Here is a 19,568-nt window from a genome sequence, read left to right as displayed (position 1 = left end):
GTCCATCCGTAGGGACATGCCCCATGCCGTCAGAACTTCGCTCGCCCCGTCTCGCCGTCCTGATCGATGCCGATAATGCGTCGGCGAAAATCGCGGACGGACTGTTCGAGGAGATCGCCAAGATCGGCGAGGCCAGCGTTCGCCGCATCTACGGCGACTTCTCCAATGCGCGGTCGAAGGGATGGGCCGACATTCTGTCCAAACACGCCATCATCCCGCAGCAGCAATTTGCCTATACGACGGGAAAGAATGCATCAGACATCACGCTGGTCATCGACGCCATGGACCTGCTTCACAGCGGCCGGTTCGACGGCTTTTGCCTGGTGTCATCGGACAGCGATTTCACCCGGCTTGCCGCCCGCATCCGGGAGCAGGGCATCGATGTTTTTGGGTTTGGCGAGCAGAAGACACCCGAAAGCTTCAGGCAGGCCTGCCGCAGATTCGTCTATACGGAGAACCTGCTCGCCGGCACTGCGACCACCCAGGACGCATCCTCACGCTCAGCGCCGCTTCAGCCGCCCGATGCCGCCACGCCCATCATCAAGAAGGTCATCACCCAGATGGAGAGCGAGGACGGCTGGGTCGCGCTCGGTGAAGTCGGACGGCAGCTCGCCAATCTCGCTTCCGATTTTGATCCGAGGACCTACGGCTTCCGCAAGCTGAGCGACCTCGTGCGGAAGACGAATTCGTTCGAGATCGATGAGCCGAAGGGCCGGTCGATGCGGATTCGGGTCAAGCCCATTGCTGCACCGCCGGCAAGAACGCGGAACCCGCGCCGGTCTGCCAGGTCGGGGGCAGGCGGCGCGGCGCCTAAGGCGTAAGCAGGGCGTGCCGTCATATTTGCACTTGCCCGGTTTGGTGCAGGGCGTAACCATCGCCGGGCCGTAACGCCGCGCGAGGGTCCCGATGCCCAAACTCACCCGCTTCACCGTCGCCCCGCTGCATGCGATGACCCGGCGCCTGGCCGACGTCGCTTCTGCGCGCCTCGCGCCAGATCTGGTCATTACCGGAGCGCGGGTGCTCTCGACCTATTCGGAACGCATTCATCCCGGTCGGGAGATCTGGATCACCGGCGGGCGCATCGCGGCGGTGAAGCCATCAGGTGCGGCGAAGAAAGTCTGGCCCAGCGTGCCGCTCTACGATGCCGCTGGCGGCATCGTCGCGCCGGGCTTGGTCGATCCGCACATCCACATCGAATCCTCGATGGTGACGGCCTGCGCCTATGCCGAGGCCGCGCTGCTCAACGGCACCACCACGATCTTCTGCGACAGCCACGAGATCGGAAATGTCATGGACGTCGCCGGCGTCGAGGCGATGCTGGAGGACGCGCGCGAGGCGCCGCTCTCGATCTTTTTGACGGTGCCGAGCACGGTGCCGGCAACGTCGGCCGAATTGGAAACGGCGGGCGGCGACCTCACGCCGGACAAGATCGCCGGCCTGTTCGACCGCTGGCCCGAAGCCGTGGGGCTTGGTGAGAAGATGGATTTCGTGCCCGTCACGATGGGCGACGAGCGTAGCCATGCCATCCTTGCGGCCGCCTTGAAGCGGGGACGTCCGGTGTCCGGCCACGTCTATGGCCGCGAATTCGTCTCGGCCTATGCGGCGAGCGGTGTCACCGACACGCATGAGGCGATCGAGCGCGACATCGCCGACGATCTGCTCGATGCCGGCGTCTGGGTATTCCTGCGCGGCGGACCGCCGACGACGCCATGGCATTCGCTGCCGCAGGCGATCCGCACCATCACCGAGCTCGGTGCCTCGCACAAGCGCACGGCCGTGTGCACCGACGACCGCGACGCCGACGATTTGCTCATGTTCGGCCTCGACTGGGTGGTGCGCGAAGCCGTGAAGGCCGGGATGTCACCGGAGCAGGCCTGGTCGATGGGCTCGCTGCATGGCGCGACGCGCTTCGGCATGGATGGCGACATCGGTGGCCTCGGCGGCGGCCGCCGCGCCGACCTCGTGCTGATGGACGACCAGCTCAAGCCACAATGCACCTGGTATGGCGGCGAGCTCGTGGTCGAGAACCGCAAGATCACCGGGCTTCTCGATCAGGCGCTGTCGCACCGCTATCAATATCCAAAGGCGGCTTACGCGACGGTGAAGCTGCCGAAGAAGGTCAAGCTGACGCCGGATCTCCCGGCGAAGGCCTGCACCGTCAATGCCATCAAGACGGCGCTGCCGGGCATCACGCTGATCCATGACAAAGTCGCGATCGAACCCGCCAAAGACTGGCCGTCTTTGTTCGCGCGCTACGGCCTCTGCTTCGTCACGGTCATCGAGCGCCACGGCAAGTCGTCTGGCAACGTCGCTTATGGACTGCTGAAGGACTTTGGCCTCAAGCGCGGCGCGGTCGCCTCCAGCGTCGGACACGACAGCCACAACATCATTGTCGCCGGCACCAACGAGCCCGATATGCAAGTCGCGATCGCGGCCATCAAGGACCTGCAGGGCGGCGTCTGCGTCGTCGCCGACGGCAAGGTAAGGGCGCTGGTCCCGCTGCCGATCGCGGGGCTTCTCTCGGACAAGCGCGTCACGGAGGTGGCCGAAGAGGTCAAGGCGCTGAAGAAGGAATGGGCCGAGGCCGGCTGCACCATTCCCTACATGGGCTTCAATTTGATTCCCCTATCGGTCATTCCGGAAATTCGCATCACCGACAAGGGCCTCGTGCTGGTGCCGCAGATGGAACTGGCGCCGCTGTTCGAGTGATCCGCTTTCACGCGACTCTCGATCTAACCGTTTGAGACGCCCAAGATTTTTCCGCGGCTGCCACATCGTGGAAAATAAAATCGATCTCGTTGAGATCGCATCACGCGCACCCGATGATCTCGCTCGCTGACTTGAACCGAGCGAGGTCCGATATGGCGAAGATGCGAGCTATCGATGCTGCCGTCCGAATTCTGGAAAAGGAAGGCATCTCCACCGCCTTCGGCGTTCCCGGGGCCGCGATCAATCCGCTTTACTCGGCGCTGAAGAAGCGCGGCTCGATCCACCACATTCTAGCGCGGCATGTCGAGGGTGCCTCGCACATGGCCGAGGGCTATACGAGGGCGAAGGCCGGCAATATCGGCGTCTGCATCGGAACCTCGGGGCCGGCCGGCACCGACATGATCACCGGGCTCTATTCGGCGATCGCCGATTCCATTCCGATCCTCTGCATCACCGGGCAGGCGCCGCGGGCGCGGCTCTACAAGGAAGATTTTCAGGCCGTCGATATCGAATCGATCGCAAAGCCCGTGACGAAATGGGCCGTGACGGTGCGCGAACCGGCGCTGGTGCCGCGCGTGTTCAGCCAGGCGTTTCATGTCATGCGCTCGGGCCGGCCCGGGCCGGTCCTGATCGACATGCCGCTCGACGTGCAGCTGGCCGAGATCGAGTTCGACGATGAGACCTATGAGCCGCTGCCCGTCTACAAGCCCGCTGCCACGCGAAAACAGGTCGAGAAGGCGCTGGAGATGCTCAACGCCGCCGAGCGTCCGCTGATCGTCGCGGGCGGCGGCATCATCAACGCCGATGCGTCCGACCTCCTGGTCGAATTCGCCGAGATCGCCAACGTTCCTGTGGTGCCCACGCTGATGGGGTGGGGCGCGATCCCCGACGATCACGTGCTGATGGCGGGCATGGTCGGCCTTCAGACCAGCCACCGCTACGGCAACGCCACCATGCTGGAATCCGACTTCGTGCTCGGCATCGGCAATCGCTGGGCCAATCGCCACACCGGCTCGGTCGAGACCTACACCAAGGGCCGCAAATTCGTTCACGTCGACATCGAGCCGACCCAGATCGGGCGCGTGTTCAATCCGGATCTCGGCATCGTCTCGGACGCCAAGGCCGCGCTCGAGCTGTTCGTCAGCGTCGCCAGGGAGTGGCGCCGGTCGGGCAAGCTGCGCGAGCGCCAGGCGTGGCCCGCGGCCTGCCGCGATCGCAAGAAGACGATGCTGCGCAAGAGCCACTTCGACAACGTCCCGATCAAGCCGCAGCGCGTCTATGAGGAGATGACCAAGGCCTTTGGTCGCGACACCTGCTACGTCACCGTGATCGGCCTGTCGCAGATCGCCGGCGCCCAGTTCCTCGGCGTCTACAAGCCGCGCAACTGGATCAATGCCGGGCAGGCGGGGCCGCTCGGCTGGACACTGCCCGCCGCGCTCGGCGTGCGTGCGGCGTGCCCGGATCGCGATATCGTCGCGCTCTCCGGCGACTACGACTTCCAGTTCCTGATCGAGGAGCTCGCCGTCGGGGCGCAGTTCAATCTGCCCTACATCCACGTCGTCGTGAACAATTCTTATCTCGGCTTGATCCGCCAGGCCCAGCGCGGCTTCGAGATGGACTATCACGTCCAGCTCTCTTTCGAGAACATCAACGCGCCCGAGATCGGCGTCTACGGCGTCGACCACGTCGCGGTCGCCGAAGGCCTCGGCTGCAAGGCGATCCGCGTCACCGATCCAAAGGACGCGCAGGCCGCGTTCGCGACCGCGCGTGAATTGATGGCCAAGCACCGCGTGCCCGTGGTGGTCGAGTTCATCCTCGAACGCGTCACCAACATCGCGATGGGAACGGAGATCGACAACATCGTCGAGTTCGAGGAGGTGCTGGACCTGCCGCTCGACGAGGTCGGCGCCACGCGGGTGCTGCAGCCGGCGGAATAGGGGAGAGCATCATGCCGAAATTCGCCGCCAACCTCACCATGCTCTTCAACGAGATGCCGTTCCTCGACCGCTTCGCAGCGGCGAAGGCGGCGGGCTTTTCCGGGGTCGAGTATCTCTTCCCCTATGATTTCGACAAGGCGCAGCTGCGCGAGCAGCTGGAAGCCCATGGTCTGACGCAGGTGCTGCACAATCTGCCGGCGGGAAACTGGGCGGGGGGCGAGCGTGGCATTGCAATCCTGCCCGATCGCACAGCTGAATTCCGCGACGGCGTGTTTCGCGCCATCGACTATGCCAAGGCGCTCGATTGCGAGCAGCTCAACTGCCTCGTGGGTATCGCGCCTGCCGATACCGATCCACGCGAGCTGAGCGAGACGCTGGTGGGCAATCTGCGCTTTGCGGCCTCGACGCTGGCGCGCGAGAACATCAAGCTGCTGGTCGAGCCGATCAACACGCTCGACATTCCCGGCTTCTTCCTCAACGGCACCGAGCAGGCGATACAGCTGATCTCCGAGGTGCGGTCGAACAACCTGTTCGTCCAGTACGACATCTATCACATGCAGATCATGGAGGGCGATCTCGCCCGCACCATGCAGGAATATCTGCCTGAGATCGCGCACATCCAGCTCGCCGACAATCCGGGCCGCCACGAGCCCGGCACCGGCGAGATCAACTATCCCTTCCTGTTCCGCCATCTCGACGCGATCGGCTATCGCGGCTGGATCGGCTGCGAATACAAGCCGCGCACCACGACGCTGGAAGGGCTGTCCTGGCACGCCGCGCAGACCTTTGAGACCTGAGAACGCACCCACAGCGACGGTGCGCTCCCTCTCTCGCTTGCGGGGGAGGGCTGGGGTGGGGGTATCTCCGCGAAAAGATTCGATCGAGATGCGCTGAAAGACCCCAAGCGGATAGAGCCCCCACCCGGCGCTACGCGCCGACCTCCCCCGCAAGCGGGAGAGGTGCACCGAGCTTGTGGATCGACTTGGCCTAAATCTGGAGGAATGAGACATGACCAACATCGGCTTCATCGGACTTGGCACCATGGGACGGCCGATGGCCGGCCATCTCCTTAGCGCTGGCCATCGTGTTCTCCTGCACGATGTTGCGCCGGTTGCGGCTGAGCTGATTTCCGCGGGCGGCATCGCCTGCAAGTCGGCCAAGGAAGTCGCGGAGGGCGCGGATGCCGTCATCATCATGGTGCCGGATACGCCGCATGTGGAAGCGGTGCTGTTCGGCAAGGATGGTGTTGCGAGCGGTATCTCGAAAGGCAAGATCGTCGTCGACATGAGCTCGATCTCGCCGCTGGCGACGAAGGAGTTCGCCAAGAAGATCGAGGCGCTCGGGGCGGATTATCTCGACGCGCCGGTGTCGGGCGGGGAGGTCGGCGCCAAGGCGGCGAGTCTCACCATCATGGTTGGCGGGCCGGAGCGGGCCTTTGGCACCATGAAGCCGGTGTTCGACAAGATGGGCAAGAACGTCACTCACGTCGGCGCCAATGGCGACGGGCAGACGACGAAGGTTGCCAACCAGATCATCGTCGCGCTGACGATCGAGGCGGTGAGCGAGGCGCTGTTATTTGCATCCAAAGCCGGGGCCGATCCGGCGCTGGTGCGCAAGGCGCTGATGGGCGGCTTTGCCTCCTCGCGCATCCTCGAAGTGCACGGCGAGCGCATGGTGAAGCGCAATTTCGATCCTGGTTTCCGCATCGAGCTGCACCAGAAGGATCTCAATCTCGCGCTCGAGGGCGCGCGCACGCTCGGCCTGTCGCTGCCGAGCACGGCGGTGGCGCAGCAATTGTTCTCGGCCTGCACCGCGCATGGCGGCAAGGGCTGGGATCATTCCGCGATGGTGCGGGCATTGGAACTGATGGCAGGCCACGAGATCGCGGCGGCCTGAACTGTTACGCGGTAACAGTCTCCAGTTTTGAAGCCTCTTCGCCACGGGGGAACCGGAACAATGCTCCGGCCCCGCGGTTGAAGGCGCAGGACAATCACTGGAGACAAAACAACATGAAAACCCGTCTTGCGATTACGTTGGCTGCAGCGTCGCTGCTGGCATCGAGCGCAGCCTTTGCTCAGTCGACGACCGAACAAGGCGCCAGGGACGGCGCGCGTGCTGGTGGCGACATCGGCGGACCGATCGGCGCGATGGTTGGCGGCACCGTTGGTGCGGCCGTCGGAGCCGGCCTCGAGATTCCGAATGCGGTGCTGGGCGGAATCCCGCGGAGTGACTCCGTCGTGGTCGAGGAGCGCGTCGTGGTGGGCGAGCCGTTGCCGCCGACCGTGGTGCTCCGCCCCGTGCCGAACTACACCGAGTATCGCTATGCGGTCGTGAACGATCGCCGCGTGATCGTCGAACCGCGCACGCGTCGCGTCGTCAAGATCATCGACTGATCCAGGCCGACCACAGGCGTGGAGAGAAAAGGGCCCTGCGGAGTTCTACTCCGCGGGGCCTTCACTTGCTGCAGAGGGGCTTGCGAGAAAGCGTGTCACAACCCAATCGGTGATCGCCGCGAGCGCAAAGCCAAGGCAGGCCGTCAGCGCGTCGACCAGAAAGTCCTCCAGCCGGGCGTGGCGTCCGGGTGCCCAAAATTGCATCAGTTCGAGCACGCCAATCAGCACGACTGCGGCCCCCGCACCCAGCAGGCGCCGCCGCGGATAGGCGAGGCCGAAGGCCAGCCCCACCAGGATGAATGCGAGAGCGTGTTCGCCGTCCTGGCCGAGGTCGGAATGGGGCCGCAGGCCAGGGGGACCGAGGGTGGCGAAAGTAACGGCGGCCGCGAGCAGCCAGGCAAAGGAACGGATCAAAATGGACATCCGGTTCGCTTAGCACAGATTGGCAGCGGGCCGGTACAGTCACTCCATCAGATCGCTGTGTAGTTAATGACAAAAAGTTAAAGCGGTTCGCGCACGCCGAGCCCGTGCATGAAGCGCTCCCGGATTTGTACGGGATCGCGCCTTGTGGTGCCGACGCCCGGCTTGTCGTCGATGCGGACCGCGATCAGGCTCGGCTCGGCGGCGGACATCGCCGCATCGACCAGGTGCTCGAAATCCTCCTCGTCCGCAGCCCAGGCGCTATTCGCAAGGCCGGAGCCTGCGGCGATGGCAACGATATCCGCGACGCTGGCCGCGGGTGTCGGCTGTGCGCCGGTAATCTGATAGATGCCGTTGTCCATCACGATCATGATGAGGTTCTTCGGCTTCAACGTCGCGATCGTCGAGAGCGCGCCGAGCTGCATCAACAGCGAGCCATCGCCTTCGAGCGCGAAGACGCGGCGGTCGGGCTGCGCCAGCGCCACGCCGAGCGCGATCGGGAAGGCGAGCCCCATGCTGCCCAGCATGTAGAAATTCTGCGGGCGATGCCCGGCGGCCCAGAGGTCGAAATTGGTGTTGCCGATGCCGCCGATCACGGCTTCCTCGTGCTTGAGCTTTGCGATCAGGCGCGAGGTCACATCGAACCGGTTCATCACCTTGGTATTGCCAGTGTTCATGGTGGCGCTCACTTGTCGAAAACCTTGCCGCCGGTGAGCAGCGGGTTGAGGATCAGGGCCACCGGCGCCTGTGTCGTGACGGCCTGCTTGATCGAACGGTCGGCGATGAATTCGAGCTCGTCGAGCCGGGTGATGGTGTGGTGCTCCAGCGCCAGCGAATCCAGCACCGGACGCATGGTGCGGCAGACCAGCGACTGGCCGTAGTTGAACTCGCCGAGCGTGCCGCGCTCGGACACGAACATGATCAGCGGGATCTGGTAGGGCACGGCGAGCGAGGCGAGCACATTGGCGAGGGTGGCGAAGCCGGAGGTCTGCATCAGCACCGCGCCGCGCCGCCCACCCATCCAGGCGCCCGAGACGATGCCGACGGCTTCCTCCTCGCGGGCAGTGGCGAAGGTGGTGAAGAAGGGATCGGCGTGCAGGTTCTTGATCAGGGGCGTCAGCACCCGGTCGGGCACGTAAGGAATGAGGCTGATCTCGTTGCGCTTCAGGGTTTGCAGGACGATGCCGTGCCAGCTCTGGTCACCGGACGCCTGTCCCTGCGTCTGCTGTTCCGCAATCGCCATTGCGTTCTCCCTTGGCGTATTTTCTTGGGCCGCGCATGCTTCTTGGTTCTGGCCGTCGCGGCGATCGGTCGAACTTGACGGAGCAGGCGGGATTGTCAACATGTCCGGGCCGCACCGTGATCTGCGCTGGACGGCCTGCCGCGGTCGGCGCCGCCATGTCATAAGCGGCGACAACGAGAAAACGGGAGGGGGCACGGACGGGCGCGCATCGCGCCGACCTTGCGGATCTCCCTGGAGAGCCGGAAGGGTCCTGATGTCCGTCAACAGCAAGCGCGTCTTCTACTCCAATTATTTGGCCAATCCGATCTATGTCGACATCCTGAAGGCGCGGCCCGACGTCCGGCTCGACCGCATCGAGAACGGGAGTCCCGAAGATGTCTACGCGCCGATCCTGAATGCGGCGCACGTTTACCAGATCGGTGCCGCCCGGGACGAGCTCGCCCCGCATTTCCATGTCGATGCCACCTTCCTGAAGCGGACGCCGAACCTGCTGCTGGTCTCCAGCAATGGCGCGGGCTTCGACCCTGTCGACGTCGAGGCCTGCACGGATGCGGGCGTGCTGGTCGTCAACCAGTCCGGCGGCAATGCCCATTCGGTTGCCGAGCACGCGCTGGCGATGATGCTGACCTTGTCCAAGCGCATCATCCAGTCCGACCGCCGCCTGCGCCGCGAGCGCGACGTCAACCGCAATGATCTGGTCGGCAACGAGGTCGAGCACAAGACCGTCGGCATCATCGGCCTCGGCAATGTCGGCCGCCGCATCGCCGCGCTGTGCAAGGGCCTGCTCGGCATGAAGGTGCTGGCCTACGACCCGTATTTGTCGGCCGAAGTGATGGCCGAACGGGGCGGCGAGAAGGTCGAGCTCGACGAGCTGTTGCGCCGCGCCGATTTCGTTTCGATCTCTTGTCCGCTCGACAAGGGCAGCCGCAACATGATCAGCACGCGCGAGTTCGGGCTGATGCAGCCGCATGCGTATTTCATCACCACGGCGCGCGGCTTCATCCATGACGAGGATGCGCTGCTCCAGGCCCTGCGCGACAAGCGCATCGCCGGTGCCGGCCTCGACGTCTGGTCCAAGGAGCCGCCACCGCCGGAGCATCCGCTGCTCCAGTTCGACAACGTGCTGGCGAGCCCGCACACCGCGGGAGTGACCATCGAAGCGCGCCAGAACATGGGGCGGATCGCGGCCGAGCAGGTGCTGGACACGCTCGACGGCAAGCGCCCGCCGCGCATCATCAATCCCGAGGTCTGGCCGCGTTATGCGGAGCGCTTCAAGCAGGCTTTTGGCGTGACGCCGGGGTAGGGCGCGAAGGCTCAGCGCGCTCCGATCATTGGTTACCACGACGGAAAGGCAAAGCGCCGCATCTTATCGAGCGGGTAAGTGAACGCGTATCACTTGTCCTGTAGTTGAAAGTCCATGAGCATATTTTCGATTGCGACATCCGGACTTTCGGCGGCGAGTTTGCGCGTGAACGTGGCCGCGAGCAACATCGCCAATGTTCAAACGACCGGCCCGCTGCCGGGGTCGGGCGGGTCGAGCCCATCGGCCGTTACAGGGAGTCCGGGCATTGCTCCGACATTTCCCACGGCTTACGTGCCATTGCGCGTCGACCAGGTCGACCAAACGCCGGGCGGCACGATCGCGAAGGTGTCGACGGTATCGCCGAGCTATACCGCGCAATCCGACCCAAGCGCTTCCTTCGCAAACCAGGATGGGCTGGTCGCAGCGCCGAATGTCGATATCGCCAGCGAATTCGTTCAACTGGCGGCCGCCAAGTACAGCTTCATTGCCAATGCGAAAGTCATTCAGGCTTACGCGGAAACGACAGAGTCGCTTCTCGACATCACCACATGAGGGCGGACTGCCGCCCGGATGGGCGGCGGGAACCTTGCCGGTCCTTGATCCGCGTCAAAATCTCCTTCCCCGGTCCGGCTTAAATGGGATTAGAGTGCGGCCGGGGCAGCAGGGAGGTCCCATGTCAACCTATGTCGTCAAGTTCATGAAAGATGTGCTCGGCGAGTACGGCCGGCAGAGCGAGATTTGCCAGGGTACGCTGGAAATCGACGCCTCCGACGAGGACGAGGCCAGGGAGCGGGCGAAGGCCAGGTTCTGCAAGGACCAGGCCCTGCATCACTGGTCGCTGCATGCCGACCGCATCCATGTGAGAGCGGCCGACTTTCCGTCCTGAGGTCTACCGGCCCGGCGCCACGACGGGTGGGGGCGCCGTGGTCCCCGCGCCGAGCGATCGCTGCACCATGACGGTGTCGGACCAGCGGCCGTGGCGATAGGCCACGCCGCAAAGCAGGCCGGCGCGCGCGAAGCCGAACTTCTCGTGCAGCGCCAGCGAGGGCGTGTTGTCGGCGTCGATATAGCCGATCATCTGGCGGAAGCCGGCCGCCGCACAAGCATCGATCAACTCGTGCAGCAGCAGCCGTCCGACCCCGCGGCCGAGCTGCTCGTGGTGGACGTAGATCGAGTGCTTGGCCGTGTAGCGATAGGCCGGGCGCTTGCGGAACAGCACCGCATAGGCATAGCCGACCACCTCGCCGCGAAAGGTCGCGACCAGATGCGGCAGGCGGGTCTGCCTGAGGTTCTTGCGCCGGTCGCGCAGATCGTCCGGCTCGGGCGCGCCGGTTCCTTCGATGTCGCGCGCCACGCCGTTGCGGACGTGATGGCGGTAGATCGCCAGCATCGCCTCGACATCGCTGTCGCGTGACGGTCTGACCAGGACGGGTTCGTCACTCGCGCGCGCAGCTGTTTCGTTCATTCGCACCTACTCGGCAACGACGTAAGTATAGAGCCCGATGCGCCCCTGGGCATCGATCTCCTTGTAGACGCCCTGGATCTCGACGTCGAAACCCGGAAACGTGTTGAAGCAGGTTTCGAACATCTTGAGATAATCGACCATGGGCTTGGCCCGTTCCGTCAGCCGCTCGCCGGGCACGATGGTGGCGATGCCGGGCGGATAGACCACGAAGGGCGTGGTCGCGATGCGGCCCGCGATGGCCTCGATCGGCAAATAGTCGACATCGTTCTTGAACAGATAGCGCGCGGCATCGCGAGGCGACATCGCGATCTCAGGCATGTGCTCAGGCATGAACTGCCGGGCCTGAAGCGCGCTGACGTCGGCGGTGCGGAAGAAACGGTGCATCTCGCCGCAGAGGTCGCGTAAGCGCACGCCGGCATAGCGTGCCTGCCGCCGCTGGTAGAATTCTGGAATGACGTCGGCCAGCAGCGCGTTGTCATCGTGGAGCTTCTTGAAGGCGACAAGGCCGGAGATCAGCGTGCCGGCCTTGCTCGCCTCGACGCCGGGGGTCAGCAGGAAGAGCAGGGAGTTGAGGTCGTTCTTCTCGGGGACGATGCGGTTCTCGCGCAAATATTGCGCCACGACGGGGGCGGGGATGCCGTGCTCGGCATAGGCGCCTGAGCGGTCGAAGCCGGGGGTGAGCAGCGTCAGCTTGTTCGGATCTGTCATGGCAAACCCCTCGGCCATGCCGGGGAAGCCGTGCCAGTTGGTATCGGGCGAGAGCTGCCACAGCGCGGCGTTGGTGGCGAGCTCATCGGTGGAGAGGGTTTCCCAGGCGACGTTGTGGACGGCGCCCGGGCGGCCGACATCGGGAATGGCGACGCGGTCGGGAACGAAGGGTTCGAAGAACCAGCGCCGGTCCGGATTCTGCTCCTTCTCTTCGAACTCCCTGCGCATCGCGCGGATCTTCTTGCGCAGCTCGATGCCGAGGCGAATCGTGTCGTCCCACAGCACTTCGCCCGAGCGGCCCTTCATCATCTGCGCACCGACGTCGAGCGAGGCAAACAGCGGATAGAAGGGTGACGTGGAGGCGTGCTGCATGAAGCTTTCGTTGAAGCGGCGGTGCTCGACGCGTCGCTTCTGGCCGCGGATGTGGCGGTCCTTGATGTGGATCTGGGAGGCCTGCGAGAAGCTGGCCAGCTGCTTGTGGGTCGATTGCGTCGCGATGATGCCCGGTGCTTCCGGCGGAAGGTTCGCCAGCCCCATGGCGAAACGGCCGGCATAGAGCGGGTGGAATTTCATGAAGCCGGCCCAGGCTTCGTCGAACAGGATGTACTCGCACAGATGGCCGATGCGCTTCAGGATCATCTCGGCGCTGTGGATCGTCCCATCATAGGTGCACTGTTCGACGACGGCGACGCGGAACGGCCGCTCCTTGCGCCAGGCCTCCTTGTCCGTGACCAGCGGGTGATTGCGGATCGCCTCGCGCAAGGTCTTCTCGTCCAGCACGTCCCAGCGCATTGGGCCGATCAGGCCCCAGGCGTTGCGGATGGTCGGCACGTAAACCGGGACGCCGCCGTTGATCATCAGGGCGCCGTGATGGGCGGCCTTGTGGTTGTTGCGGTCGAACAGGACGAGGTCGCCGTCGGTGACGAGTGCGCCGAGCGCGACCTTGTTCGAGGTCGAGGTGCCGTTGAGCACGAAATAGGTCTTCTCCGCGCCAAAAATCTGCGCGGCTTCCTTTTGCGCCTTCAGCGCCGGCCCCTCGTGGGTGAGGAGGTCGCCGAGATCGAGCACGGAATTGTCGAGGTCGTCGCGGAACACGGATTCGCCGAGATGCTCGACGAAGACCCGGCCGATCGGGCTGCGGTTGTAGAATACGCCGCCATTGTGCCCCGGGCAGGTCCAGAGCTGGTTGCCTTCCTCGGCATAGTCGACCAGCGCGCCAAAGAACGGCGTCTTCAACGTTTCGGCATATTGCTTGAGCCGGCTGATCAGATTCTTGGCAATGAAGGTCGGCGTCTCCTCGGACAGGAAGACATAGCCGTCGATGAAATCGAGCACCTCGACCGGCAGGTCCTCGAAGCGCTTGCGCCGGATAAGGAGGATGATCGGGAAATCGAGGCCGCGGCGGCGCATCAAATTGATCAGCGCCGAGGTCTTGCCCTCCAGGCCCTTCTTGCCCCAGTCCACCACCATGCAGCCGATCGCGGCGTCGGTCTGCACCGCCATCTCGGCATCCTCGAGCTTGCGCGCCCGGACCACCTCGAAGCCGGAGCGCTGGATCTCCTCGATGATCTGGTTGAAGCGGACGCCTTCGAGATCGTCGGCGTCGAACATTGGTGCGGCGAACAGGAAGTTGAAGCGCTTGAAATAGTCCATGTCGGGTCCTGAATGTGCCAGAGACACAGCTCATCGACACATTCGATGACAGCTGGATGACACTGACCCGATCCAGGCATGGCTCGGATGACAAGGCAGGTCAGCCGAGCAGCTTGTCCAGCGTGATCGGGAAGTGCCGGACACGCTTGCCGATGGCATGATAGACGGCGTTCGCGATTGCCGCAGGCACGCCCACGATGCCGATCTCGCCGAGACCCTTGACGCCGAGCTTGTTGATTCGGTCGTCCGGCTCGTCGACGAAGATGACGTCGATGTCGTGAATATCGGCATTCACCGGGATGTGGTACTCGGCGATGTTCGCGTTCATGATGCGGCCGAAGCGGTGGTCCATGACCGTCTCCTCGTGCAGCGCCATTCCGATCCCCCAGACCACGCTGCCCATGATCTGGCTGCGGCCTGTCTTGGTATTCAGGATCCGCCCGGCCGCGACGGCGCTCACGACTCGCGTGACCCGAATGACGCCGAGTTCCTCGTCGACCTTCACCTCGGCGAAGACAGCCGAATGCGTGTTGCGGGCGTGCGACTTGTCCTCCGCGAACTGGTTGAGCTTCTGCTTCTCGATCCGCTCGAGCTTGCCGTGACGCATCACATCGGCGATCGAGACAGCGCGGCTCTTGTCGCCGGCCTTGGAAATCGTGCCGTCAACAAGAACCATTTCCGATGCATTGAGGCCGCCAAGTGGCGAGTCAGGTATCGCCTTGGCCAGACGCGCGAGCTCCTGGCGAATGTCCTCGGCCGCTCCCAAGACCGCATGTGCGCTCGAAGCGGCCATCCAGGAGCCGCCCTCGACGGGCGCTTGGGGCAGGGTTGAATCGGCAAGCTTCACGTCGATATTCCCGATCGGCAGCCCGAGGGCGTCGGCCGCGACCTGCGCCATGATGGTGTAGGTGCCGGTGCCGATATCGGACGCGGCGCAGGATACCTCGGCGTGGCCGTTGGCGGTCAGCACGATGCGCACGGCGACCGGCATCTGCAGCGCCTCCCACACCCCTGTCGCCATGCCCCAGCCGACCAGGTCCTTGCCATCGCGCATCGCACGCGGCGCGGGATTGCGGCGAGCCCAGCCGAAGGCTTCCGCGCCACGGGCGTAACATTCGCGCAGCTGCTTGCTGGTGAAGGGCAGGTCTTCGCTCTGGTCGCGATCCGAGTAGCACTTCAGGCGCAGCTCGATCGGATCGAGCTTGAGTGCGACGGCCAGCTCGTCCATGGCGCATTCGAGTGCGCAGACGCCCGTTGCCGCGCCCGGCGCACGCATGTCGCAGGGGGTGGGGACGTCCAGGTGGACGAGCTTGTGGGAGAGGCGACTGTTGGGGCTCTTGTAGAGCTGCTGCGCCCAGCCGGTGTCATTGCGTGAGAAATCCTCGTAGCGCGAGGTGACGGCAATGGCTTCGTGCGTGACCGCATCGAGCGTGCCGTCCGACTTTGCGCCGAGCGCGACGCGCTGGATGGTCATCGGCCGGTAGCCGAGCCCATACATCTGCTGCCGCGTCAATACGACACGAACGGATCGCTTCAGCGCGAGGGCGGCAAGCGTTGCCAGCACCACCTGGTGCTGCGGCCGCAGGCCGGAGCCGAAGGCGCCGCCGACATAGGGCGAGACCACGCGGATGTCCTCCGGCTTCATGTCGAACACGCCGCAGAGATATTTATGGACGTTCTGGACGCCCTGCGTCTTGTCGTAGACCGTGAGGCTGCCGCTGCCGTCCCAGACCGCTGTCGTCGCATAGAGCTCCATCGGGTTGTGGTGCTCGGTCGGGAGGACGTAGTCGGCCTCATGGCGAACCGCTGCCCCAGCCAGCGCCGCTGCGGCGTCGCCGCGCGGCTTGTGCGGCTGGTCCACCTTGGCGGATGTGCCGCGTTCGGTTTCGAGATCGGTCGCAAACGCCTCCTGCTCGTATTCGACACGCACGCGCGTTGCCGCGAATTTGGCAGTTTCCCAGTCCTCCGCGATGACGAGCGCGATTGGCTGACCGTTGAACTTGACCCTGTCGTCGTAAAGCGGGCGGAAGGGTGAACCCTTCTCCGGCGCCACCTCGTCCTTCCAGGCCTCATCCTTGTCGGCGAGGGCCACGCGATGCGTATGCGTGAGCACGTCGACCACGCCCTTCACCTTCAGCGCGTCGCTGGTGTCGAGCCGAGCGATGCGCCCGCGCGGAACCGTGGCATCGACGATGAAGCCATGGAGGAGGCCGTCTGCCGCGAATTCGCCGGCATATTTGGCGGCGCCAGTGACTTTGGCCCGGCCATCGACGCGGGACGTTGGTGTTCCGACATAGCCGTTCATCGGTCCCTCACGCGATCTTCTTGTGAGCTTGTGACTGTGGTGTGCCGCTTGCGGCCTGCATCAGCGTACGCACGACGGCCCGGCGTGCGAGTTCGAGCTTGAAGCCGTTGTGCGAACCAGCGACCGCTCCCTGCAGCAGCAGATCGGCAGCGCGTCCAAAATGATCCGGCGTTGCCGCCTGGCCGCGCAACGCCGCTTCAGCTTCGAGCCTGCGCCACGGCTTGTGAGCCACACCGCCGAGTGCCAGGCGCGCTTCGCTGATTGCGTTGCCCTCCAGTTCGAGCGCAGCCGCGACCGAGACCAAGGCAAAGGCGTACGACAGCCGGTCACGGATCTTCAGATAGCTGTAGTTCCGGGCAAAGCCGCGCGGCGGCAGCCCGATCGCGGTGATGATCTCGCCGGTGCTGAGATTGGTATCGACGTGAGGTTTGTCGCCTGGAAGCCGATGGAAATCTGTCAGCGCGATGGTGCGCTCACCGGTGGGGCCTGCGATGTGCACCAGCGCGCCGAGCGCGGCCAGCGCCACGCTCATGTCGGATGGGTTGGTCGCGATGCAGGAATTGCTGGCGCCTAGGATCGCGTGGTTGCGGTTGAGACCGTCGATCGCCGAGCAGCCGCTGCCGGGCTCTCGCTTGTTACAAGGGGTGGTCGTATCATAGAAATAGGCGCAACGCGTTCGCTGCATCAGATTGCCGCCGACCGAAGCCATGTTGCGCAATTGCGCGGAGGCGCCGGCGAGGATGGCGCTGGCGAGCAGGGGATAGCGCTGTTCGATCAACGGATGGTAAGCGAGGTCCGAATTCGGCACCAGGGCGCCGATGCGCAGCCCCTGATCGGGTGTCTCCTCGACGTTGCGGAGCGGCAGGCGGGAGATGTCGATCAGCCGCGAGGGGCGTTCGACGTTCTCCTTCATCAGGTCGATCAGATTGGTCCCGCCGGCAATCAGTTTTGCGCCAGGATCGGCGGCCAGAAGGCGGATCGCGTCGGCGACATCGTTGGCGCGGGAATACTGAAAATTATTCATGACCGGCTCATTGCCTGCTCGATCGCAGCCACGATGTTGGGATATGCGCCGCAGCGACAAAGATTTCCGCTCATCAACTCCCGGATCTCGTCGGCATCGCGCGCCCGACCTTCGGCCAACAAGCCCGCGGCAGAGCAAATCTGTCCCGGCGTGCAATAGCCGCACTGGAAGGCATCGTGGTCGATGAAGGCCTGTTGCAGGGGATGCAACGTGCCGTCCCTGGCCAAGCCTTCGATCGTCGTGATCTCGGCGCCATCCTTCATGACCGCGAGGGTCAGGCAGGAATTGACCCGTCTTCCGTCGACCAGCAGGGTGCAAGCGCCGCATTGGCCGTGATCGCAGCCTTTCTTGGTGCCGGTCAACTCCAAGCGGTCACGCAGCGCATCGAGAAGCGTGGTCCACGGCACGACCTGAAGCGCGCGCCTTTCGCCATTGACGACGAGGTTGATCAGAATGCGCTCGGGGATCGTAGTGTCGGCCATATCCTAATTCCTTGCGGAAAGGCCGAGCTGGACAAATAGTGGAAGTGACGCAAGAATGCGCTGCCGCCGCTGGCCGATAGCGCCCAACGGATGACGCGTTGCTTGGTTCCAGACCGATTCCCCCGACCGGATAGACGAGGTCAGCGCTTCACTTCGCCGAATACCACCGTCGGCACCGCGCGGTTGACGATTTCGCGCAGGGCAAAGCTCGATTGCACGCGCGCGACGCGCGGCAGGCGGGACAGCTCGGTGCGGTGGATGCGCTCGAAATCCTGGATGTCGCGGGCAAGCACGATCAGGATGTAGTCGTCGGTTCCCGACATCAGGAAGCAGCGCACGACGGAAGGGCATTTCACCACCTCCGCCTCGAACGCCTTCAACGCGTCGTCGCTCTGGCTTTCCAGCGCGATGCGCACCAACACGGTGATGGTGAGGCCGAACTGGGCGAGATCGAGTGCGGCCTGGTAGGCCTGGATGTAGCCCTCGTCCTCCAGAGCCTTCTGCCGCCGGGCCAGCGCCGTGCTGGAGAGCCCGACCTTGTTGGCAAGCTCGGTGTGGCTGGCACGCGCATTGGTCGTGAGTTCCGCGAGGATCGCGAGGTCTTTCCGGTCGAGGGCCAATGTTTCGTTTCCAGCGTGAAAGGGCAGCTTGGCGCCGGAAACCGGCGCGCGCCTGCCGAAACTAGCGGATATTTGCACGAAACCAAACCGGTCCCGTCGCTACGATGAGGAACAGAATCAAGGCGTCGGCAAAGGAGCCCGGAAGATGCGCGTCGGTGTGCCCAAGGAGATCAAGGTGCAGGAATATCGCGTCGGGCTCACCCCGGGCGCCGTCCGTGAATATGTCGCGGCCGGGCACCAGGTCACGGTCGAGACCGGCGCCGGCGGCGGCATCGGCGCATCCGACGAGGTGTATCGGCGGGCAGGGGCCACCATTGCCGAGAGCGCCCGCGACATCTTTGCCAAGTCCGACATGATCGTGAAGGTAAAGGAGCCGCAGAAGAGCGAATGGGCCCAGCTCCGGGACGGCCAGATCCTGTTCACTTATCTTCATCTTGCGCCGGATCCGGAGCAGGCCAAGGGCCTGCTTGCCTCCGGCTGCACCGCGATCGCCTATGAAACCGTCACGGACGCGAACGGTCACCTCCCGCTGCTCGCCCCGATGAGCGAAGTCGCCGGCCGACTCGCCATCGAGGCCGCCGGCGCCGCGCTCAAGCGCTCGGCCGGCGGCCGCGGCCTGTTGCTGGGCGGCGTGCCCGGCGTGCAGCCGGCGCGTGTCGTCGTGCTCGGCGGCGGCGTGGTCGGAACGCAGGCGGCGCGCATGGCCGCAGGCCTCGGTGCCGAAGTCACCGTGATCGACCGCTCGATCCCGCGCTTGCGCCAACTGGACGATCTTTTTGCCGGACGCGTGCGTACCCGCTTCTCGACCATCGAATCGGTCGAGGACGAGGTGTTCACCGCCGACGTCGTGATCGGTGCGGTGCTGGTGCCGGGCGCCAGCGCCCCCAAGCTGGTCACGCGCGCGATGCTGAAGTCGATGCGGCCGGGTGCGGTGCTGGTCGATGTCGCGATCGACCAGGGCGGCTGCTTCGAGACTTCGCACGCGACCACGCATACCGACCCGACCTATGAGGTGGACGGCGTCGTGCACTATTGCGTTGCCAATATGCCGGGCGCGGTGCCCGTGACGTCGAGCCAGGCGCTGAACAATGCGACACTGCCGTTCGGCCTGATGCTCGCGAACAAGGGCTTTGCCGCGGTGCTGGAAAACCCGCATTTGCGAAATGGGCTGAACGTCCATCGCGGGCGCATCACCAACAAGGCGGTGGCGGAGAGCCTCGGGCTGGAGTTTGCTCCGGTGGAGAGTGGGCTGGCGGCTTAGCGGCGCGGCGTACGCGGATGTCTCACCCTTTCCCACAAGGGGAGA

At 64.5% G+C, this 19,568-nt stretch carries 19 protein-coding genes; 10 read left to right on the top strand and 9 right to left on the bottom strand.

Annotated elements, in window-relative coordinates; translation table 11 throughout:
- Positions 1-23 precede the first annotated feature (23 nt).
- The 6 genes from GGD62_RS06560 (at position 24) to GGD62_RS06535 (ending at position 7,039) form a co-directional block, all read left to right on the top strand.
- Positions 24-821, top strand: coding sequence for an NYN domain-containing protein (locus GGD62_RS06560; RefSeq protein WP_179737474.1), 798 nt, complete (start codon positions 24-26; stop codon positions 819-821).
- 85 nt (positions 822-906) lie between these two features.
- The gene (locus tag GGD62_RS06555; RefSeq protein ID WP_183707676.1) at positions 907-2,709 is read left to right on the top strand and encodes an adenine deaminase; all 1,803 of its coding nucleotides are present in this window, start codon (positions 907-909) and stop codon (positions 2,707-2,709) included.
- Positions 2,710-2,861: 152 nt separating this feature from the next.
- Entirely contained in the window at positions 2,862-4,646 is a 1,785-nt protein-coding gene (gcl, locus tag GGD62_RS06550; RefSeq protein ID WP_183707673.1) for a glyoxylate carboligase, read from the top strand.
- Between the two features lie 11 nt (positions 4,647-4,657).
- Positions 4,658-5,443, top strand: coding sequence for a hydroxypyruvate isomerase (gene hyi, locus GGD62_RS06545; RefSeq protein ID WP_183707670.1), 786 nt, complete (start codon positions 4,658-4,660; stop codon positions 5,441-5,443).
- 211 nt (positions 5,444-5,654) lie between these two features.
- The gene (locus tag GGD62_RS06540) at positions 5,655-6,542 is read left to right on the top strand and encodes a 2-hydroxy-3-oxopropionate reductase (protein WP_018315875.1); all 888 of its coding nucleotides are present in this window, start codon (positions 5,655-5,657) and stop codon (positions 6,540-6,542) included.
- Between the two features lie 113 nt (positions 6,543-6,655).
- On the top strand, positions 6,656-7,039 hold the full coding sequence (locus tag GGD62_RS06535; RefSeq protein ID WP_018315876.1) for a DUF1236 domain-containing protein: 384 nt from the start codon (positions 6,656-6,658) through the stop codon (positions 7,037-7,039).
- Positions 7,040-7,084: 45 nt separating this feature from the next.
- On the opposite strand, the gene GGD62_RS06530 is transcribed toward GGD62_RS06535, so the two are convergent.
- The 3 genes from GGD62_RS06530 to GGD62_RS06520 all read right to left on the bottom strand — a co-directional run bounded on the left by GGD62_RS06530 (position 7,085) and on the right by GGD62_RS06520 (position 8,702).
- Positions 7,085-7,462: a VanZ family protein gene (locus tag GGD62_RS06530; protein ID WP_092256390.1), complete on the bottom strand. Its 378-nt coding sequence runs from the start codon at positions 7,460-7,462 to the stop codon at positions 7,085-7,087.
- Between the two features lie 77 nt (positions 7,463-7,539).
- On the bottom strand, positions 7,540-8,136 hold the full coding sequence (locus GGD62_RS06525; RefSeq protein WP_183707668.1) for a thiamine pyrophosphate-dependent enzyme: 597 nt from the start codon (positions 8,134-8,136) through the stop codon (positions 7,540-7,542).
- Between the two features lie 8 nt (positions 8,137-8,144).
- Positions 8,145-8,702 carry a thiamine pyrophosphate-binding protein gene (locus GGD62_RS06520; protein ID WP_018315879.1) on the bottom strand — a complete coding sequence of 186 codons (558 nt, stop codon included), beginning with the start codon at positions 8,700-8,702 and terminating at the stop codon, positions 8,145-8,147.
- 253 nt (positions 8,703-8,955) lie between these two features.
- Here GGD62_RS06520 and GGD62_RS06515 point away from each other — a divergent pair, with 253 nt between their 5' ends.
- The 3 genes from GGD62_RS06515 (at position 8,956) to GGD62_RS06505 (ending at position 10,891) form a co-directional block, all read left to right on the top strand.
- Positions 8,956-10,005, top strand: coding sequence for a hydroxyacid dehydrogenase (locus tag GGD62_RS06515; protein ID WP_028142376.1), 1,050 nt, complete (start codon positions 8,956-8,958; stop codon positions 10,003-10,005).
- 114 nt (positions 10,006-10,119) lie between these two features.
- Complete coding sequence (locus tag GGD62_RS06510) at positions 10,120-10,557, top strand: flagellar basal body rod protein FlgC (RefSeq protein WP_183707666.1); 438 nt, start codon at positions 10,120-10,122, stop codon at positions 10,555-10,557.
- 121 nt (positions 10,558-10,678) lie between these two features.
- Entirely contained in the window at positions 10,679-10,891 is a 213-nt protein-coding gene (locus GGD62_RS06505; RefSeq protein ID WP_018315882.1) for a hypothetical protein, read from the top strand.
- 3 nt (positions 10,892-10,894) lie between these two features.
- Here the strand turns inward: GGD62_RS06505 and GGD62_RS06500 are convergent, their stop codons facing one another.
- The 6 genes from GGD62_RS06500 to GGD62_RS06475 form a co-directional block, all read right to left on the bottom strand.
- Complete coding sequence (locus tag GGD62_RS06500) at positions 10,895-11,470, bottom strand: GNAT family N-acetyltransferase (RefSeq protein WP_183707664.1); 576 nt, start codon at positions 11,468-11,470, stop codon at positions 10,895-10,897.
- A 6-nt stretch (positions 11,471-11,476) separates the two neighbouring features.
- A complete protein-coding gene (locus tag GGD62_RS06495) occupies positions 11,477-13,831 on the bottom strand; it encodes an Orn/Lys/Arg decarboxylase N-terminal domain-containing protein (RefSeq protein WP_183707662.1) in 2,355 nt (784 codons plus the stop codon).
- Between the two features lie 100 nt (positions 13,832-13,931).
- Positions 13,932-16,136, bottom strand: a complete 2,205-nt coding sequence (locus tag GGD62_RS06490; protein WP_183707660.1) for a xanthine dehydrogenase family protein molybdopterin-binding subunit — start codon at positions 16,134-16,136, stop codon at positions 13,932-13,934.
- A gap of 7 nt (positions 16,137-16,143) precedes the next feature.
- The gene (locus GGD62_RS06485; RefSeq protein ID WP_018315886.1) at positions 16,144-17,160 is read right to left on the bottom strand and encodes a xanthine dehydrogenase family protein subunit M; all 1,017 of its coding nucleotides are present in this window, start codon (positions 17,158-17,160) and stop codon (positions 16,144-16,146) included.
- A complete protein-coding gene (locus GGD62_RS06480; protein WP_018315887.1) occupies positions 17,157-17,642 on the bottom strand; it encodes a (2Fe-2S)-binding protein in 486 nt (161 codons plus the stop codon). Before GGD62_RS06480 ends, GGD62_RS06485 begins: the two co-directional genes overlap by 4 nt.
- Before the next feature lie 140 nt (positions 17,643-17,782).
- Entirely contained in the window at positions 17,783-18,262 is a 480-nt protein-coding gene (locus tag GGD62_RS06475) for an Lrp/AsnC family transcriptional regulator (protein ID WP_026201569.1), read from the bottom strand.
- Between the two features lie 145 nt (positions 18,263-18,407).
- Here GGD62_RS06475 and ald point away from each other — a divergent pair, with 145 nt between their 5' ends.
- The gene (gene ald, locus GGD62_RS06470) at positions 18,408-19,523 is read left to right on the top strand and encodes an alanine dehydrogenase (RefSeq protein ID WP_183707658.1); all 1,116 of its coding nucleotides are present in this window, start codon (positions 18,408-18,410) and stop codon (positions 19,521-19,523) included.
- The last annotated feature ends 45 nt before the right edge of the window (positions 19,524-19,568 follow it).

The organism is Bradyrhizobium sp. ERR14 (assembly GCF_014198235.1).
Lineage (GTDB): Bacteria > Pseudomonadota > Alphaproteobacteria > Rhizobiales > Xanthobacteraceae > Bradyrhizobium.
Note: the sequence above shows the minus strand (reverse complement) of the source record. Positions and strands in the feature narration are given on the sequence as shown.

What these genes read in the sequence shown, in the direction of transcription:
- GGD62_RS06560 (WP_179737474.1), top strand. Translation starts at nt 24, where the DNA reads ATGCCGTCAGAACTTCGCTCGCCCCGTCTCGCCGTCCTGATCGATGCC.
- GGD62_RS06555 (WP_183707676.1), top strand. Translation starts at nt 907, where the DNA reads ATGCCCAAACTCACCCGCTTCACCGTCGCCCCGCTGCATGCGATGACC.
- gcl (WP_183707673.1), top strand. Translation starts at nt 2,862, where the DNA reads ATGGCGAAGATGCGAGCTATCGATGCTGCCGTCCGAATTCTGGAAAAG.
- hyi (WP_183707670.1), top strand. Translation starts at nt 4,658, where the DNA reads ATGCCGAAATTCGCCGCCAACCTCACCATGCTCTTCAACGAGATGCCG.
- GGD62_RS06540 (WP_018315875.1), top strand. Translation starts at nt 5,655, where the DNA reads ATGACCAACATCGGCTTCATCGGACTTGGCACCATGGGACGGCCGATG.
- GGD62_RS06535 (WP_018315876.1), top strand. Translation starts at nt 6,656, where the DNA reads ATGAAAACCCGTCTTGCGATTACGTTGGCTGCAGCGTCGCTGCTGGCA.
- GGD62_RS06530 (WP_092256390.1), bottom strand. Translation starts at nt 7,462, where the DNA reads ATGTCCATTTTGATCCGTTCCTTTGCCTGGCTGCTCGCGGCCGCCGTT.
- GGD62_RS06525 (WP_183707668.1), bottom strand. Translation starts at nt 8,136, where the DNA reads ATGAACACTGGCAATACCAAGGTGATGAACCGGTTCGATGTGACCTCG.
- GGD62_RS06520 (WP_018315879.1), bottom strand. Translation starts at nt 8,702, where the DNA reads ATGGCGATTGCGGAACAGCAGACGCAGGGACAGGCGTCCGGTGACCAG.
- GGD62_RS06515 (WP_028142376.1), top strand. Translation starts at nt 8,956, where the DNA reads ATGTCCGTCAACAGCAAGCGCGTCTTCTACTCCAATTATTTGGCCAAT.
- GGD62_RS06510 (WP_183707666.1), top strand. Translation starts at nt 10,120, where the DNA reads ATGAGCATATTTTCGATTGCGACATCCGGACTTTCGGCGGCGAGTTTG.
- GGD62_RS06505 (WP_018315882.1), top strand. Translation starts at nt 10,679, where the DNA reads ATGTCAACCTATGTCGTCAAGTTCATGAAAGATGTGCTCGGCGAGTAC.
- GGD62_RS06500 (WP_183707664.1), bottom strand. Translation starts at nt 11,470, where the DNA reads ATGAACGAAACAGCTGCGCGCGCGAGTGACGAACCCGTCCTGGTCAGA.
- GGD62_RS06495 (WP_183707662.1), bottom strand. Translation starts at nt 13,831, where the DNA reads ATGGACTATTTCAAGCGCTTCAACTTCCTGTTCGCCGCACCAATGTTC.
- GGD62_RS06490 (WP_183707660.1), bottom strand. Translation starts at nt 16,136, where the DNA reads ATGAACGGCTATGTCGGAACACCAACGTCCCGCGTCGATGGCCGGGCC.
- GGD62_RS06485 (WP_018315886.1), bottom strand. Translation starts at nt 17,160, where the DNA reads ATGAATAATTTTCAGTATTCCCGCGCCAACGATGTCGCCGACGCGATC.
- GGD62_RS06480 (WP_018315887.1), bottom strand. Translation starts at nt 17,642, where the DNA reads ATGGCCGACACTACGATCCCCGAGCGCATTCTGATCAACCTCGTCGTC.
- ald (WP_183707658.1), top strand. Translation starts at nt 18,408, where the DNA reads ATGCGCGTCGGTGTGCCCAAGGAGATCAAGGTGCAGGAATATCGCGTC.